This is a genomic window from Desulfotalea psychrophila LSv54, from assembly GCF_000025945.1.
In the GTDB taxonomy this organism is placed as follows: domain Bacteria; phylum Desulfobacterota; class Desulfobulbia; order Desulfobulbales; family Desulfocapsaceae; genus Desulfotalea; species Desulfotalea psychrophila.
The window spans coordinates 1803814-1819837 of the sequence record NC_006138.1; the positions used below are offsets into that span (position 1 = coordinate 1803814).

16 protein-coding genes are annotated in these 16024 nt (G+C 50.4%); 6 read left to right on the forward strand and 10 right to left on the reverse strand.

Features of this window, described 5'->3' with window-relative positions; translation table 11 throughout:
* Positions 1-102 precede the first annotated feature (102 nt).
* From trpE to DP_RS08235, 5 genes are all read left to right on the forward strand, one after another.
* Positions 103-1599, forward strand: a complete 1497-nt coding sequence (trpE, locus tag DP_RS08215; protein WP_011188860.1) for an anthranilate synthase component I — start codon at positions 103-105, stop codon at positions 1597-1599.
* 32 nt (positions 1600-1631) lie between these two features.
* A complete protein-coding gene (locus DP_RS08220; protein ID WP_041277793.1) occupies positions 1632-2243 on the forward strand; it encodes an anthranilate synthase component II in 612 nt (203 codons plus the stop codon).
* 30 nt (positions 2244-2273) lie between these two features.
* Entirely contained in the window at positions 2274-3293 is a 1020-nt protein-coding gene (gene trpD, locus DP_RS08225; protein WP_041278539.1) for an anthranilate phosphoribosyltransferase, read from the forward strand.
* Positions 3294-3399: 106 nt separating this feature from the next.
* Positions 3400-4182 (forward strand): indole-3-glycerol phosphate synthase TrpC, encoded by a 783-nt coding sequence (trpC, locus tag DP_RS08230; protein WP_011188863.1) that lies wholly within the window; start codon positions 3400-3402, stop codon positions 4180-4182.
* Positions 4182-4835 carry a phosphoribosylanthranilate isomerase gene (locus DP_RS08235; protein WP_041277794.1) on the forward strand — a complete coding sequence of 218 codons (654 nt, stop codon included), beginning with the start codon at positions 4182-4184 and terminating at the stop codon, positions 4833-4835. Before trpC ends, DP_RS08235 begins: the two co-directional genes overlap by 1 nt.
* A 368-nt stretch (positions 4836-5203) precedes the next feature.
* Here the strand turns inward: DP_RS08235 and DP_RS08240 are convergent, their stop codons facing one another.
* The 9 genes from DP_RS08240 to trpB all read right to left on the reverse strand — a co-directional run bounded on the left by DP_RS08240 (position 5204) and on the right by trpB (position 13713).
* Positions 5204-5680 carry a ferritin family protein gene (locus DP_RS08240; RefSeq protein ID WP_011188865.1) on the reverse strand — a complete coding sequence of 159 codons (477 nt, stop codon included), beginning with the start codon at positions 5678-5680 and terminating at the stop codon, positions 5204-5206.
* Between the two features lie 293 nt (positions 5681-5973).
* On the reverse strand, positions 5974-6450 hold the full coding sequence (locus DP_RS08245) for a hypothetical protein (RefSeq protein WP_011188866.1): 477 nt from the start codon (positions 6448-6450) through the stop codon (positions 5974-5976).
* A 141-nt stretch (positions 6451-6591) separates the two neighbouring features.
* Positions 6592-7476 carry a hypothetical protein gene (locus tag DP_RS08250; protein WP_041277795.1) on the reverse strand — a complete coding sequence of 295 codons (885 nt, stop codon included), beginning with the start codon at positions 7474-7476 and terminating at the stop codon, positions 6592-6594.
* Positions 7477-7546: 70 nt separating this feature from the next.
* Complete coding sequence (locus DP_RS17935) at positions 7547-7729, reverse strand: hypothetical protein (protein ID WP_156792239.1); 183 nt, start codon at positions 7727-7729, stop codon at positions 7547-7549.
* A 242-nt stretch (positions 7730-7971) separates the two neighbouring features.
* Positions 7972-8646 carry an ABC transporter ATP-binding protein gene (locus DP_RS08260; RefSeq protein ID WP_011188868.1) on the reverse strand — a complete coding sequence of 225 codons (675 nt, stop codon included), beginning with the start codon at positions 8644-8646 and terminating at the stop codon, positions 7972-7974.
* Positions 8647-9873, reverse strand: a complete 1227-nt coding sequence (locus tag DP_RS08265; protein WP_049785040.1) for a lipoprotein-releasing ABC transporter permease subunit — start codon at positions 9871-9873, stop codon at positions 8647-8649.
* A gap of 64 nt (positions 9874-9937) precedes the next feature.
* Positions 9938-11449, reverse strand: coding sequence for a lysine--tRNA ligase (gene lysS, locus DP_RS08270; protein ID WP_011188870.1), 1512 nt, complete (start codon positions 11447-11449; stop codon positions 9938-9940).
* A 167-nt stretch (positions 11450-11616) separates the two neighbouring features.
* The gene (gene trpA / locus DP_RS08275) at positions 11617-12381 is read right to left on the reverse strand and encodes a tryptophan synthase subunit alpha (protein ID WP_011188871.1); all 765 of its coding nucleotides are present in this window, start codon (positions 12379-12381) and stop codon (positions 11617-11619) included.
* A 99-nt stretch (positions 12382-12480) separates the two neighbouring features.
* Positions 12481-13713 (reverse strand): tryptophan synthase subunit beta, encoded by a 1233-nt coding sequence (gene trpB / locus DP_RS08280; RefSeq protein WP_011188872.1) that lies wholly within the window; start codon positions 13711-13713, stop codon positions 12481-12483.
* A 194-nt stretch (positions 13714-13907) separates the two neighbouring features.
* Here trpB and fliW point away from each other — a divergent pair, with 194 nt between their 5' ends.
* On the forward strand, positions 13908-14333 hold the full coding sequence (gene fliW / locus DP_RS08285) for a flagellar assembly protein FliW (protein WP_011188873.1): 426 nt from the start codon (positions 13908-13910) through the stop codon (positions 14331-14333).
* Between the two features lie 45 nt (positions 14334-14378).
* On the opposite strand, the gene DP_RS08290 is transcribed toward fliW, so the two are convergent.
* Positions 14379-16004 (reverse strand): hypothetical protein, encoded by a 1626-nt coding sequence (locus DP_RS08290; RefSeq protein ID WP_041277797.1) that lies wholly within the window; start codon positions 16002-16004, stop codon positions 14379-14381.
* Positions 16005-16024: the final 20 nt, after the last annotated feature.

Here is a 16024-nt window from a genome sequence, read left to right on the forward strand (position 1 = left end):
CGTTTTTTGTAGCTTTATTTTTCCTACAGCGTATACTGTTGAGAGTAGGTAAGTGGTTGTGAGGCGCTATTCATAAAAAACAGAGTAGAGAAGGGCAGGATTATGAGAACGTTTTTTCCCGATTATACGGGCTTTAAGGATTTGCTGGCCACATCGAAGTTGTTGCCGGTATGCTGTGAGGTGGTGGCTGATTTGGATACTCCCCTAACCCTTTTTGCCAAGGTTGTTGGGGAGCAAGACCATCTCTTTCTCTTTGAGAGTATGGAGGGCGGGGAGAAGTGGGGGCGTTATTCTTTTATCGGTTATGATCCCCTGATGACCTTTCAGTCGAAGGGGGAGGATATCTCTATTGTTGATCATCGTAGCGGTGATGCCATTCCTCTCACCAGTTCTGGAAATCCGCTCATGGCCATTAAGCATATGCTTCACTCTCTTCAGGCAGCATCTCCTGTCGGGCTTCCTCCCTTTAGTGGCGGTGCCGTTGGCTTTATGGGCTATGAGATGGTGCGCTTTATGGAGAATCTTCCCGATGAGAGGGAGGCGGTGGCAACCCCAGATTCGTCGCTTATGGTGCCCCGTATTGTTCTGGCCCATGATAGCCTTCGCCAGACGGTGACCATTGTCTCCTGGGTTGTGGTGGATGACTCCGGTCGGGCAGGAGAAAAATATGAGCAGGCCTGTCAGGATCTGGAAGAGATAGCAGGGAAAATTCAAGGCTCTGTGCCCGCTGATTTTTTTGCGGCAACGGACACAGGCTGTCAGCCCCATGAGTTTCAGTCTAATGTGAGCAGGGATGCGTTTTGTCAGATGGTTGAGAGAGCAAAGGAATATATTTACTCAGGTGATATTATTCAGATAGTTCTTTCACAACGTTTTGAAACGCATACTGTTATCGATCCCCTGGTGCTCTATCGCGCTCTACGCCATATCAATCCCAGCCCCTATCTCTTTTATCTTCAGCTCGGAGATGTTGTCCAGATAGGTTCCTCCCCGGAAATTTTGGTGAAAAAACATGGGCAGACCGTCGATCTTCGCCCCATTGCCGGTACCCGAAAACGTGGCGGGACGGTTACGGAGGATCAGGCCCTTGAGCGGGAACTTCTAGCCGATCCTAAGGAGAGGGCGGAGCATCTGATGTTGGTGGATCTGGGCCGTAATGATCTGGGCCGTATTGCCAAAGCCGGTACTGTTTCTGTTGATGACCTATTGCTGGTGGAGCGCTATAGCCATGTGATGCATCTTGTCTCCAGTGTTCAGGGAAAAATTGCCGAGGATAAGGATCAGTTTGACCTGCTCTCCGCCTGCTTTCCTGCCGGCACCGTTTCCGGTGCCCCTAAGATCAGGGCAATGGAGATTATAGATGAGCTGGAGTCGGAAAAACGGGGCGCCTATGCAGGTTCCGTCGGTTATTTTGGCTTTTCCGGTAATATGGATTTTTGTATTACCATTCGCACCTTTGTCCTGCATGGTGGGGTGCTGTGGATTCAGGCGGGGGCGGGTATTGTTGCCGATTCTGTGCCGGAGTTGGAGTATGAAGAGACGATTAATAAATCCATGGCCCTGCGTCGGGCCATTGAGCTTGTTGAAGAGGGCTTCTAGCCTTGTGCCCAGCGAAAAAAAAGGAGAGGCCTATGCTTGTTGTCATCGATAACTACGATTCATTTACCTATAATATTGTCCAGACCATTGCCGCCAATAGCCTGGCTGAGGGCCGTCAGGAGGATATTAGGGTCTATCGTAATGACCAGATCACCGTGGCGGAAATTGAGGCTCTTAAGCCCGATCGTCTGCTTATTTCGCCGGGACCATGTTCTCCAGATAAGGCGGGGATTTCCGTTGCGGCAATCAGGCATTTTGCCGGTAAGATCCCTATTCTTGGAGTCTGTCTTGGTCATCAGTCTATTGCCGAGGCCTTTGGCGGTCGGGTTGTTCGGGCAGAGCGTTTGATGCACGGGAAGACCTCCCCCATGAGCCATGATGGCAGGGGTATTTTTGTAGGCCTTGCCAGTCCCTTTGCTGGGATGCGTTACCACTCCCTGCTTGTTGAAGAGAGGGGACTGCCGGATTGTTTGGAGATTAGCTGTCGTAGTGATCAGGGTGAGTTGATGGCTATGCGTCATCGGGACTATAAGATAGAGGGGGTGCAGTTTCATCCCGAGTCTATTATGACCCCTGCCGGTGTTCAGTTGCTGGCTAATTTTATGTCAGCTGATTATGAGAAAAACTATCCGCAGGAGAGATAACCTGTGGCTGTAACTCTTGGGAAAAATAATATGAATATACGACAGGCAATTGCCCGGGTGGTGACAGGTGCTGATTTGAGCGAGAGCGAAATGATGGCAAGTATGGAGGAGGTGATGTCCGGGCAGGCGAGCCCTGCTCAGATTGCCTCTTTTATTACCGCTCTGCGGATGAAGGGCGAGGCGGTGGAGGAGATTGTTGGCGCTGTTCGGGTCATGCGGGATAAGGCTACCTTTATTGATTGCGGTTTGGGCCCCGATGATATCTTGATGGATATTGTCGGTACCGGCGGTGATGGTGCCGATACCTTTAATGTCTCCACCACCACCTCCTTTGTGGTGGCGGCGGCGGGAGTAGCCGTTGCCAAACATGGTAACCGAGCCGTCTCCTCCAGATGTGGGAGTGCCGATGTCCTTGAGGCCCTCGGCGTTGATCTCTCTCTCGATCCCGCAACGGTTGCTCGTTCTGTGCAGGAGATAGGGATAGGTTTTCTCTTTGCCCCCCTGCTACATGCGGCGATGAAGCATGCCATTGTCCCACGTCGTGAAATGGGTATTCGTACCATCTTTAATATTCTTGGCCCCCTGACTAATCCAGCCGGGGCCAATGTTCAGTTGATTGGCGTTTTTGAGCGGAGCCTGACCACGGTTTTGGCCGAGGTGCTTCTGCGTCTTGGTGAAAGGCGGAGCTTGGTGGTCTGGGGTGAGGGTAATATGGACGAGATGACGGTTACCGGCACCTCCTATATTGCCGATGCCCACGATGGCAGAGTGACAAGCTATGCCGTTGAGCCCGAGGATGTTGGTCTGGCCCGCGCTGCTGTGGCCGATATCAGCGGTGGCCGGACCCCTGAGGAGTCGGCTCAACAGGTCCGCGCTGTCCTTGCCGGGGAGAAGGGTGCACGTCTTGATATGGTGCTTCTCAATGCCGGTGCGGCCTTGCTTGCCGCAGGCAGGGTGGAAACTATTGTCGAGGGCGTTGTTATGGCCCGGGATGTTGTTGAATCGGGAGCTGCTCTTAAGAAGCTGGGGCAGTTGGTCGCTTTCAGGTAATTTTTTTTCAGGCGCCTCGGAGTCGGGGCTTACCTGATTTTTATTGAAAAGCCAAATTTTTTTAAAGCACCTATTGAGTAGAGAAGCTCACTAGAGGAAAGAAGATATGTCGGATATACTGGATAGAATTGTGGCAAGAAAGCACGAGGAGGTGGCCCAGCTCAGGCGGGATGGGATATCTCTGCCCGAGGAATTTGCAGAAAAGAGGCCGGCCCCTCCCCGGGGATTTCGGCAGAGCCTGCTCAGCCATCAGGGGCTCTCTATTATTGCCGAGGCGAAAAAGGCCTCGCCTTCAAAGGGGCTTATCTGTGAGGATTTTGATCCGGTGGCTATCGCTAAAAATTATGAACGTTGTGGTGTTCAGGCAATCTCTGTGCTGACGGATCGTGATTTTTTTCAGGGTGATCTCCGTTATCTGCTGCAGGTACGTGAGGCTGTGGGCCTGCCTGTCTTGAGAAAAGATTTTATTATAGACGAGTTGCAGCTAAAAGAGGCCTCGCTCTACGGAGCCGATGCCATCCTTCTCATTGCTGCCATCCTCGATGAGGCTCAGCTGCGTGATTATAGATGCTATGCCGAGGAGCTTGGTATGGACTCTCTGGTGGAGGTGCACGACGAGGAGGAAACGGAGAAGGCCCTTGCCTCCGGTTGTAATCTTCTTGGGGTAAATAACAGAAATTTAAAAGATTTTAGTGTTGATGTTGAGACGACCTTCCGTATTCGGAAAATGGTGCCGATAGAAATTCCTCTGGTCAGTGAATCCGGTCTTAAGGAGGCTGCCGATCTGCGCAGGCTTGCAGAGGCAGGTGTCTGTGCCGCCCTCATCGGTGAAACCCTGATGCGGATGGGCAGTGCCGGCGATGTTCTGGCAGAGCTCTGGAGACCGTGATGGGCGAAAGGATGCAGGCCAGAATCCGAGTAAAATTTTGTGGCACCACCTCTGTTGAAGGAGCCTTGGCTGCCGTGGCTGCCGGGGCTGATGCCCTGGGCTTCATCTTTGCCCCTGGCAGTAAACGTTATATCGATCCGTATGTTGCCCGGGAAATAATAGCTCGGCTACCTCCCTTTGTTGATCGGGTCGGTGTTTTTGTTGACGAGGATGTGCAGAGGGTGGTTGCCATAGCCCGGCTCTGCTCTCTCTCCTATGTGCAGTTACACGGAACAGAAAATCCGGACTATTGTCGGCAACTGCGGACGGATGAGAACTTTTGTGCAGGTATTATTAAGGCGTTTCGGGTGTCAGAGAGTAGCGAGGCAGGGGATATTCAGCCCTATGAATCCCTGGTCGATGCCTATCTGCTCGACACCTACAGGCAGGGTATGGCTGGAGGTACAGGCAAGGTCTTTGACTGGGGCTTAATAGAGGGGCTCCGGCTGGCAAGGCCCCTTATTCTTGCCGGTGGCCTGGATGCGGGAAATATTGCTGCGGCCATTGCCCAAGTGGTGCCCTATGCCGTTGACCTTAACTCAGGGGTGGAGATCTCGCCCGGGATAAAGGATCCTGCTAAGGTGGAGGCGATCATGGCGCAGATAAGAGGATAGTACATCATAATTCTTAAATTTTTGGGTAGAGTCGGTTCAGTTTTACTCGTGCATCATCGGTGCGGAATAGCTGTAGCAGTGGAGTAGCAAGCTGTAAGCCATTAGCTGACAGAAAGAGCATTAGCAAAAGCGTTAATCGAGGATACAAAAGTGTCTCGTGTTTCGTATCTCGTGTTCTCGGCTACTAGTAGTGAAAGCTCATGCCTCCGCCGACTCACTGTTCGCATCACTCTTGCCTAGCCAACATAAGAAACTATAAAAATGGAAAGAGAACGTAATAACTTTTAAATATTTTTTCTTTGTATCTTGCAAGCAGCAGTTAATTGCTTTTTTCTTAAAGCTGATAGCTGATAGCTGATAGCTGATAGCTACTTGTCTGTGTCCAAGGTATCCTGGGCGTAGATAGCCTCTATCTGTTGCAGATGATCGTCTGTCTCTTCTCTTAAGAGTTCCATGGTCTTCTCCGTGGCTGCTGAGGCACCGGTGAAGCTTGTAAAAATATTTTTTTCAATCAGGGCTCGTTCAAAGGAGGCTGCCTGCATAAGTGCTCTTTGATCATCTATCTCTCCCGCTTTAGCCTGGGAAATTGTCTGCAGTAATAATTTTTGAAATACCTTGAGACTTGGTGCTGTTATTTTGGCCCCATCAAAGATGGTGATGCCCTGCTCTGTTGCCTTGGCCAGTTGTTTTAACCATTGCGCATGCTTTTCCTCCTCTTTTGCGAGGCCGAGCCACAGGTCTTTGTTGTTTTGGAGTTTCTCTGCGAAGATCGTGTAGAGACGCTGGAGGAGGGTCTCCTGTTCAATGAGTAGGGCGATTATTTCTTCTTGATCCGATGTTAACATAAGAGCTCCTCATTTTTTAATGAACTATTGTGAACTCGTCCCTATCTTCTCGATTATACAGCTGATCTTAAAATAATACAAAAGATGGAGAGGCTTAGTTAGCCTGAAACCTTAAGCCATCGATGATGATAGTCAAGTGGCGTCCGGAGTGTGGATAACGGGACGCTTTGCGGTTTAGATCTCTGCCGTTTATTAACTTGGGGATGGAGACCTTGCCCGAGTTAAAGGCTTTTATTAAGTTAGCTATAGGCGCAGATAAGGGGCTAGTGAGCCCTTTTCTGCGCCGTAAGCTACTACTCCTCAGCTGACAGGATGAGCAGGGCGTAGAGTGCCTCAACCTGTTGAAGGTGGCCGAGGGGTTGTTTTTTGAGTTGCTCTAAGGCCTTTTCTGCCGCAGGAGATATGTCTGAAAAGCTGGAAAAAATATCATTTTCTATTACTGCCCGCTGGAAGGAGGCTGCCTGGATTAAGGCCCTTCTTTCATCCAGTTCTCCCGTTTCTGCCTGGCGAATCGCCTGTTTCAATGACTGTTGAATTGCCTGTAGTGAGGGCGCTGTAATTTTATTTTCATCAAAGGTGGCGATACCCTGTTGGCTGGCCTCGGTAAGTTGTTGCAACCATTTTTCCTGGGTGGCTTCCTCCTTGGCGAGTTTTTGCCAAAGAGGTTTGTTGTATTGGGGGCTATGGCTGAATGTTGTGTAGAGCTGGTGGAGAAGTGTTTCCTGCTCTAGAAGCAGTTGAATTATTTTTTCTTGATCGGGTGTTAACATAAAATTGGCTCCTTGTCGTTTTGCGGCAGAATTTTTTTGATGAATTACTATGAAATCGCCTCTGTACCTCTCAAGTATACAGCTGATATTAGAATGATACCAAAAATCTGAAGACTTAGGCAATAAGTCCTGAAATTTTAATCAGGCTGAGCTATGGATAGGGGGGGTATGTTTCATGGCCTGTTTGTGGAAGAGGTTATTGCTGGCGAGGGTGAGGAGGATGGCAAAGGATGCCGCTGCCAGGCCGAGGAGGACATTGTAAAAAGGCGGTGCTGCCAGAGCGATGCGGATAATGAGGGTGGCCAGGGCATAGCCGGAGTTTCTGAATATGGCATAAAAAGATGGTTGAAAACATTGGGAGCTGAGGACCAAGAGAATATCTGCCAGGATCAGGAGGGTGTAAAAATCATGAAAGAAGTCGCCGTGGCTGATGCCCATCAGGGTGTTAAGCATGCTCCGCAGGCCCATAATGATGAAGAATGTGAGGAGGAGGAGGGCAACACCCTTTTTGATGGCGACAAAGGCATAGAGATCCGTTGAGGTTATCTGCTCAGCGCAACTCCTCTTTTGGATGATATAATAGAGGCCGAGCAGTGAAAAGATGAGGAGGGCTCCAAAACCGTTGGAGAGGATGCGCAATATGGCCTCTTCGTTGCCCGCATAGCTTATGGGCTCGGGGAAGTAGGAGAGTTCCTTAAAGGCGTTTCTCATTAGGATCAGGGAAAAAATTTCAAATTGGGTGCCCACGGAGCGGGAGAATGAGCGGGGAATGCTGAAAATAAGGCTGATAACCTCCAGGATGAGCACAACCGTAAATGCTGCCTGAACGGCATAGAAGTGGTTGAGAGGCAGGATGGTGGCGATCCCTTCCGGTAACCATCCCTGCCGGTTACATTCGATGGCGATGATGCTGGCAATGAAAAAGAGCATAAGTGTGGCCGCTATTTTTCTATGTATCTTTTCATGCTCCCATAGATGATAGAGCGGATCGAAGATATAGGTGATTTTCTCGTAGAAAAAATGCATGCAGGGCCACTTTTTTGCCGTCCTCAGCAAAGAGCCTTATAGAGACTCTTTGTTAAGAATCTTTTAGGGACTAGGGTAGCTTGTTTATTGAAGGGATGCGATGCTTTGCCCATCTATTGTGCGCCATCCAATAACGGCCCAGGCCATCTTGAAATCTATATACGGGAAGATTTGTTGTCTTGTCGTTGAAATAGAATTCAATTTCTTTCATCGGTCTGCCGCCGGTGATGGTGAAGAAGGTCTTTTTCATCATAGCTTAAATCTCCTCTCTCTGTTGGTCAAAAAATAGCCGTCCCTCTCCGCCGGACAGCTGTATAAATAGTCCTACATAAAGAATATATTCAAGCTAACTAAGCTTATTGGTGGCAGAAGGAACAAGAATCTGACTATTTGATGATGAGCATTAACACACCCTTAGAAATCATTCTATAATAGATGGAGGGGAGATGTAAATAGAACAGGCCTATTTAAAGACCTGTTTTTTTTGTGGCGAAGTTATTCTTCTTGCAAGCTACCGTCGAGAAGGGTTACGCAACGATCCATGCGGGCAGCAAGTTCATTGTTATGGGTTACCATAATGGTCGCCAGTTGTCGTTCCTGTCCGAGGTTTTTGAGGAGATCAAAGACGATCTCTCCAGATCTGCTATCAAGGTTTCCCGTGGGCTCATCGGCCAGGAGGATGGCGGGGTTCATGATCAGGGCTCGGGCCAGGGCCGTCCTCTGCTGTTCACCACCGGAGAGATTGGTTACCTTGTGCTCCAGGCGGTGATGCAGTTCTACCCGACGAAGAAGATCTTCTGCATTAGCCCTTGATTCGGCATTGTTTTTGCCGCCGATAAGGGCGGGCATCATGACGTTTTCCAGAGTGGTGAATTCGGGCAAGAGGTGGTGAAATTGAAAGATAAAGCCAAGGGAGGCATTGCGGAAGGCGGCAAGCTCTCTTTCGTTTTTCTCATCCACCGCGCACTCTTTGAAGTAGAGCTTGCCACTGCTTGGTTTAGTCAGGGTGCCCAGTATCTGGAGCAGGGTCGTCTTGCCCGAGCCCGAGGCTCCGACAATGGCGGTCATGGTGCTGTGTTCAATGGAGAGATTGATCCCTTTTAAGACGGGGAGGATCTCATCGCCACTCTGGTAATTTTTGCTGATGTCTTTTGCTGTATAAAGGGTCATTTAAGAGAGTACCTCGCCAGGTCGAACCTGAGCAGCCTTCCATGAAGGATAGAGGGTGGCAAGCAGGGTGATAATAATAGAGCAGGCGGCAACAATGATCACATCGCTTGGAATCACCTGGATTGGCAGGGTGGTCATGGGATAGACGTTGGCAGGCAGCTCGATGAACTTATAGCGTGAGAGTAGCTGGCAGAGGCCGAGGCCACCCGCTACGCCTAAGCCGGTACCCAGAAAGGCAATGACCAGTCCTTGGAAGAAGAATATCCTCATTATAGAGCTGGATGTTGCTCCCATGGATTTTAGTATAGCAATATCCTTGGTCTTTTCCATAACTACCATGATGAGGGCGCTGACGATGTTCAGGGCGGCGACCAGGATGATCAGGGCCATGCAGATAAACATACCGATCTTTTCCAGTTTGAAGGCGGCAAAGAGGTTCTGGTTCATCTGCATCCAGTCACGGACGACATAGAGTGAGCCGAGACTTTTTCGAATTGTGGCGGCGATTTGGTCGGCACTGTCGAGTTTGTTATGGTCGACGGTTACCTCTATACCGTGGGCAAGGTCACCGCTTGCCAGAAAGTTCTGGGTGTTGGCGATGGACATATAGGCGAGGGTAGAGTCGTACTCGTACATGCCGGTTTCAAAGATGCCGCTAACCTGACAGGTGGTAATTTTGGGGATGACGCCCATGGGGGTGAGGGGACCCGAGGGTGAGATAAGGCGTACCTTGTCGCCCTGGCCGACCCGTAAATTTTTGGCTAGGTTTTTACCGATAATAATATTGGGCACCCGAGTTGTTTTATCGGTGAGATTGTCTACCTTACCGGCAATCATCTGTTCTGGGAGGCCAAGGACGCCCACTGCTGTTGTGGGATCAATACCGCGCAGGACCACGCCGCTACCACCGCCTCGGGGGCTGCTCAGTAGCGTTTGGGCATAAAGATATGGAGTTGCTCCCCGAACATTGGGCAGGGCTATGATCTCTTTTCGCACGTTCAGGTAGTCGTACATTTTGCCGCCCTGTTGTTGGACGATAATATGAGCGTTAACGCCGAGTATCTGGTCGCGAAGGCTGGTGGTGAATCCGGAATAAACAGCCATGACCACGATGAGGGCAATAACCCCGACGGTGATGCCGGCGATGGATATAAGAGAGATAAGGGAGATGAAGCGTTGCTTGTGTTTAGCCCGTAGGTATCTCAGGCTGATGAACCACTCATACATGGGCAATTTGGGGGGCTAAGAATGAAAGGGGATAGCCGTAGGGCCATCCCCTTATGATATCAAACTATTTTTTTTCTACTTCCTTGTCCTGCTTCTTTGTCTCGGCTTTGAGATGTGGGAAGAAGATAACGTCTCTGATTGACGGACTATCTGTCAGAAGCATGGTCAGGCGATCAATGCCGATACCCTCTCCGGCAGCAGAAGGCATGCCGTATTCCAGGGCGCGGATATAGTCGTGATCAAGCTCTGGATGGATCTCTTCGTCATCGCCACGCTCTGCAATTTGCTTGGCAAAACGCTGGTACTGATCGACGGGATCGTTCAACTCACTGAAGGCATTGGCCAACTCACGACCGGTGATGAAGAGCTCAAAACGATCGGTGGTGCTTGGGTCTTCGTCGTTACGGCGGGCAAGTGGAGAAACCTCTGTTGGGTAGGAGGTGATAAAGGTTGGGTCGATAAGCTTCTCTTCCACCAGAAGTTCGAAGAGTTCGGTCATCGCCTTACCGTGACCTGCGGTCTCTTCGAGTCTGATGCCCTTCTCTTTGGCCAGGGCGATGGTTGCCTCGGCATCTGCCATGATTTCAGGGGCAATGCCTGCAACCTTGGTCAGAGACTCCTGCATGGTCATACGTTGCCATGGTGGTGCCAGATTAACATCGGTGCCTTGATATTGGATCTGCATGGAACCATTCACCTTTTCACAGGCAGTAGATACCATCTCTTCGGTGATATCCATCATATCCTCGTAGGTGGCATAGGCCTGATAGAATTCAAGCATGGTGAATTCCGGGTTATGGCGGGTAGAGAGTCCCTCGTTACGAAAGTTACGATTGATTTCAAATACACGCTCAAGGCCACCAACAAGCAGGCGCTTGAGATAGAGCTCAGGTGCTACCCGTAGGTAGAGGTCCATATCAAGGGCATTGTGATGGGTCTTAAAGGGCTTGGCGGTGGCACCACCTGGAACAGCCTGCATCATCGGAGTCTCAACTTCCATAAAACCACGGTCGCTGAGGAAATCACGGATATGACGAATGATCTCTCCGCGTTTGCGGAAGACTTCGCGGCTCTCCGGGGTAACGATGAGGTCAACATAGCGTTGACGATAACGGGTCTCCACATCGCTCAGTCCGTGCCATTTGTCGGGCAGGGGGCGGAGGGATTTGGAGATCATCTGCACGCTACTCGCTGCGATGGAGAGTTCGCCCACCTTGGTCTTAAAGAGGTGACCCTTGATACCAACAATGTCACCGATATCCCATTTTTTAAATTGAGCAAAGATCTCTTCGCCGATCACATCTTTTTTGATATAGATCTGAACACGGCCGGTCTTGTCCATGACCTGAAAGAAGGCAGCCTTACCAAACTTGCGCATGGCCATAACCCGGCCCGCAACAGAATACTCTGTCGTGCTTTCGTCGTGCTGCTCTGCCACCAGAGATTCTCCCATGGGAAGAACTTGGGCTACACTGTGGGCGGGATGAAAGGTATTGTCGTACAGCTTAACGCCGAGATCTGCAAGTTCTGCTGCTTTTTCTCGTCGTTGTTGAAGGGTCTTATTATCTGTGCTCATTAAATTGCCTTTAGAGAGAGTATGTGGAATATGTGATACACCTACCAGATGTGACGAAAATAGTCGCTTCGCCGATCATCCTTTATTGTATAATGTAGGAATGCAATCCTATAGCAATTACAGAGAAAGAGGTGTTCTGTCAATTCTTTTCGTATTTTTGTCCTGTTCTAACGTAAACTTGCAACAAAGGGCCCCACTGCCTTCGGGCCATTTTCGTCCACCAGGCGGATGGTTTGTGAACCAATAACCGCCATATCGGCCTTGCCTATGAGTGCCTGCACATCAGCCTTGGATTTAATGCCAAAGCCCACTGCCAGTGGTAGGGTGGTGGCTGCTCTGCAGTTGGACAGATAGTTGTCAAAGTTTTCATCGAGAGCAGAGTTATTGCCCGTCACCCCGCGTCTTGCGGCGCAGTAGATAAAACCTGTAGCTGAGCCTGCCAGGGTCTTCATTCTTTCCGGGGTGGAGGTGGGGGCGTAGATAATAATGGGGGCAAGCTGGTACTGCTCTGCATAGGCAAAGTAGTCTTCCCCCATCTCAGGTGGCAGGTCAGGGACGATAAGGCCTTTGATACCCGCCTCTTTGGCATCCTGAAAGAACCTCTCCTCCCCGTACTTAAAGACGATATTGTAGTAGGTCATAAAGAGGAAGGGGATTTGGTGTTTGCGGGTCATCTCCCGGGCAAAATCAAAACACTGAGCAACCCGGGTGCCTCGGGCCAGGCTCTCCTGATTTGCCTTCAATATGACTGGGCCATCGGCCATGGGCTCTGAGAAGGGGATCTGCATTTCAATACAGTCCACCCCATTTTTAACCATCTGCTCTATCACCTCCCGGTTTGCCGCAAAGGAGGGATAGCCCAGGACAATATGGGTCATGAGGAGGATATCTTTATCTTTTTTCTTTTCGCGCAGTATTTTTTCCAAAGTCATCTGTCCGTACCTTTTTTATCGAGGAACTCTTTGTCAGGGTAAGCTTGGAGAAAGAGTTCTTTTTTTCAGTCAGGGGTTGCCGGTTTTTAAGGGCAGAGTTTAGCCTTTTTGATATTCCCGGGCTCGCTCAATGATAAATTCCTTCCAGGAGGGGTCATTGAAGGCGTGGGCCACGGTGAAGATATCCTTGTCGCCGCGACCGGACATATTGATGACGATGGCATCCTCAGGAGATAGATCGCTTGCCTCCTTAAAGGCCTGGGCAAAGGCATGGGCTGATTCGAGGGCAGGAATAATACCCTCTTTTTTCATGGTCAGCTCCAGGGCAGCCAGTACTTCAGTATCCGTTGCCGCCTCAAAACGTACCCTGCCCTCCTCCCAGAGATGGCTGAGAATAGGACTGACGCCCACATAATCAAGACCTGCCGCCACGGAATGGGTTTCCCGCATCTGTCCGTCATCGTTTTGGAGAAACATGGTCTTATACCCTTGGGCAACGCCTGGGCTGGCATCTCCTCCGGCCAGGCGGGCGGCATGTCGGCCTGTTTCAAGGCCGTCGCCACCTGCTTCAACGCCTACGAGTTCAATTTTTTTGTCCTCTAGGAATCCCTGGAAGATGCCCATGGCGTTGGAACCACCACCAACGCAGGCATAGACCCGTTTGGGTGGCCTGCCGTGGTATCTCTCGATCTGTTCCCGAGCCTCAGTGCCGATGATGGATTGAAACCAGGAGACCATTTCGGGAAAGGGCGCGGGGCCGCAGGCTGTGCCCAGTACATAGTGGGTGTCATCGATATTGCTCACCCAGTCGCGAAAGGCCTCGTTGATTGCATCCTTAAGGGTGCGGGAGCCATCCTTTACCGGCACTACGGTGGCCCCCATCTTCTCCATCCAGAAAACATTGGGCCGTTGGCGCTGCACATCCACCTCGCCCATATAGATGGTACATTCAAGACCGAATTTGGCAGCCATGGTGGCCGTTGCCACTCCATGTTGTCCTGCACCTGTTTCGGCAATAACCCGTTTTTTACCCATCCTCTTCACCAGAAGACCCTGTCCCATGACGTTATTTGCCTTGTGGGCACCCGTATGGTTAAGGTCCTCCCGCTTTATATAGATCTGAGCTCCGCCAAAATGTTTGGAGAGATTTTCAGCATAGGTCAGGGGGGTCGGTCTGCAGGAGTAGGTGGACATCAGCTGTAGATATTCCTGCCAGAAGCTCGGGTCATTTCTGGCCTGCTGGTAGGCCTCTTCGAGTCGGTCAAATGTCTCTCTTAATATTTCAGGAAGATAAACTCCGCCCCAGTTACCAAAAAAACCTTTTTTGTTCATCTCTATGGATCCTCTCTTGAAGTCAGTGTCGAAAGTGTATCTGCGTATAGTAACACTTCTGCTGTGAAAGAAAACTCTTTTTTCTGTCTAATCATTGCGGGGAATTTTTTTGGTAAATAAATCAATTCAGTGGGACGATAATAAGAAAAAGATTTTATAGTCGAGTCACCCATCTAGTACAGGAGAAAAAAATTATGACATCTGTGAAAGAGAGAGTAGCCGCTCCAAGCGTTAATTTTGAAAAGATTCTTTTTTTTCCGGAGGGTATTCCCGGATTTGAGGATTTTAAAGAGTATCGGATTTTTCATAAAGAGACAAATGGTCTTGCCATCTATTGGCTGGAGTCCTGTGATGATGCAGCGGTTACCTTTACCCTGGTCGCGCCTGATCATTACGGTCTGCACTATGATTTCAATCTCAGTGACGAGGAGCAGACTCTGCTCCAAGCAGAAGAGCCCATGCAACTTGCCATCTTTCTTATTGTCAGTAAGGGAGAGGGCCAATATGCGGGACTCAATGCAAATATTAGTGGGCCAATTGTTATTAATGTTCAGAGGCAGAGGGCTCTGCAAAAGGTGCTGCAACAGTCGCGCGTTTTGACTACGATTATTGACCAGTAGGATTTCTGTTGGACCTTGTCCCCGTTAGGACAAGGTCCAATGGCTCTAGAGGTCAGCCCCTTGGAGTGCGTTGCGGCAGGCGGCGGCAAAATCTTCTGGATAGTGGCCATTGATAAAACGCATCTGGGCCTCACTGAAGGCACCGGGAGATTCCGGCAATCTCGGCAGAAGGGCATAGATAATAGGTTGGTTGCGCCCCTGACCGATGGCCTTGGAATATTCAATGGAGGTGACCATTTTGGCCCCGAGACGGGCCAGCGCCTTCTGGGCCGTGAGGATCCCCGTATCAAGGGCATCCCTTGTCTTTTCATCTGCTTCGAGGATATTGCCGACAAATCTAGCGTTCGCATCGGGGCGGGTCATGACCTGCAGCTCCCACTGGGATGTCTGAGCCTTGGGTACAAAGAGCACGGCCCATTCGTTGCTCCAGATAACAAGGTCTGTCTCAAGATCGTCCCGCCCATCCAGTCGTTTATTCTCCTCAATAGCCTGCAGATAATCAGAAAAATAATCCCGCTGATACAACTCATGGTAGGCATCGATGATCGGGGCAATCAGATCTCCACAGGCATAGGACTCAAGCTCCTCAGCGGCTAACTGTTCAAAGCCTGTATAGGCGGTGACCTGTCGGGGGATCATTGCATACTGCTGGTGGATCTGTTGGTGGGAGGCGTGCAGGCGGTAGGCGCTTGGGGCGTAGTCAAAGCCAAAGTTCCAGCCCCAGAGGCTGGTCTTGCTCTTTAGAGTCGAGGGCGTGTCCATATTTTGTAATATTTGTAGACGTAACGCCTCTATTTCTTCCCCTGTCATCAGGGCCGCGCCTTCAGTCAGGCTTAGATCAAGCTCACTGCCAAGGCGAATAAAACTGCGTTGGTAGTAGAGACGGCGCAGGCCCCTTATATCCGCTCCCGAGAAATCCTTCATCTCATAACGGATGGCATCCTCGGCCATATTGGCGGCATAGTGTCCGCCGGGGATATAGGAGTTTGTCCGCAGATACTCGTAGGCGTGACTCTCCCCTTCCCGCCATTCCCCTGTGATGGGGCTTGCCCCCTGGGCTCCCGGGCGAATGACCATGGCAATCTTATAGGCAGCGGGTAGATGGATATTGTTGGCCACGGCCTCCAAGAGGAGCTTGTTATGGATCTTAGCGCGTATCCTCCCTCCAGCCTCTTCTCCGTAGACAAGGCCGATTGGTGTATTACCCTCAAATATCATCTCGCATGAAATATGGGCCAGCTCGATCAGATCCCGTGGGTCTGTACTGGTGGTGGCCAGGGCCAGTTGCAACGGTGCCGGCAGGGCAGCTATGAGCGTTTTCTCAATACCACATTCTGTTAGGGTGCGGTGTAGGGAAACGGCCTTGGCTGCGGGTAGGTGGAAACGTTTAGGGCTTTCTGCGCTGGCATCTGCCCATCGTTTGTTGATATAGGTGACGCCCTTAAAGGGGAGGGGATTGGCTATTTCAAAGACCCAATCACTATCCTCAGCTACGACATCACCGTTGGGAAGATTTATCTCGTTATATACAGCCCCACCTTCTTCGCTCCTGCCCAGAAAGGCCTTTTGGCTGTCTATTCGTCTGTTTGCCACGCTATAGCTTGGCTTGTGAATTCCGTAAATAAATGTGCCACCCGGACGTACGCAGGTGGATATCTTTTTATCGTTCATCTCTGATATCCTTATGGCAG

What these genes read in the sequence shown, in the direction of transcription:
- DP_RS08260 (WP_011188868.1), bottom strand. Translation starts at nt 8,646, where the DNA reads ATGACCCTTTATACAGCAAAAGACATCAGCAAAAATTACCAGAGTGGC.
- DP_RS08265 (WP_049785040.1), bottom strand. Translation starts at nt 9,873, where the DNA reads ATGTATGAGTGGTTCATCAGCCTGAGATACCTACGGGCTAAACACAAG.
- DP_RS08250 (WP_041277795.1), bottom strand. Translation starts at nt 7,476, where the DNA reads ATGCATTTTTTCTACGAGAAAATCACCTATATCTTCGATCCGCTCTAT.
- fliW (WP_011188873.1), top strand. Translation starts at nt 13,908, where the DNA reads ATGACATCTGTGAAAGAGAGAGTAGCCGCTCCAAGCGTTAATTTTGAA.
- DP_RS08235 (WP_041277794.1), top strand. Translation starts at nt 4,182, where the DNA reads ATGGGCGAAAGGATGCAGGCCAGAATCCGAGTAAAATTTTGTGGCACC.
- trpE (WP_011188860.1), top strand. Translation starts at nt 103, where the DNA reads ATGAGAACGTTTTTTCCCGATTATACGGGCTTTAAGGATTTGCTGGCC.
- DP_RS08220 (WP_041277793.1), top strand. Translation starts at nt 1,632, where the DNA reads ATGCTTGTTGTCATCGATAACTACGATTCATTTACCTATAATATTGTC.
- trpD (WP_041278539.1), top strand. Translation starts at nt 2,274, where the DNA reads ATGAATATACGACAGGCAATTGCCCGGGTGGTGACAGGTGCTGATTTG.
- DP_RS17935 (WP_156792239.1), bottom strand. Translation starts at nt 7,729, where the DNA reads ATGATGAAAAAGACCTTCTTCACCATCACCGGCGGCAGACCGATGAAA.
- DP_RS08245 (WP_011188866.1), bottom strand. Translation starts at nt 6,450, where the DNA reads ATGTTAACACCCGATCAAGAAAAAATAATTCAACTGCTTCTAGAGCAG.
- DP_RS08240 (WP_011188865.1), bottom strand. Translation starts at nt 5,680, where the DNA reads ATGTTAACATCGGATCAAGAAGAAATAATCGCCCTACTCATTGAACAG.
- trpA (WP_011188871.1), bottom strand. Translation starts at nt 12,381, where the DNA reads ATGACTTTGGAAAAAATACTGCGCGAAAAGAAAAAAGATAAAGATATC.
- trpC (WP_011188863.1), top strand. Translation starts at nt 3,400, where the DNA reads ATGTCGGATATACTGGATAGAATTGTGGCAAGAAAGCACGAGGAGGTG.
- trpB (WP_011188872.1), bottom strand. Translation starts at nt 13,713, where the DNA reads ATGAACAAAAAAGGTTTTTTTGGTAACTGGGGCGGAGTTTATCTTCCT.
- lysS (WP_011188870.1), bottom strand. Translation starts at nt 11,449, where the DNA reads ATGAGCACAGATAATAAGACCCTTCAACAACGACGAGAAAAAGCAGCA.
- DP_RS08290 (WP_041277797.1), bottom strand. Translation starts at nt 16,004, where the DNA reads ATGAACGATAAAAAGATATCCACCTGCGTACGTCCGGGTGGCACATTT.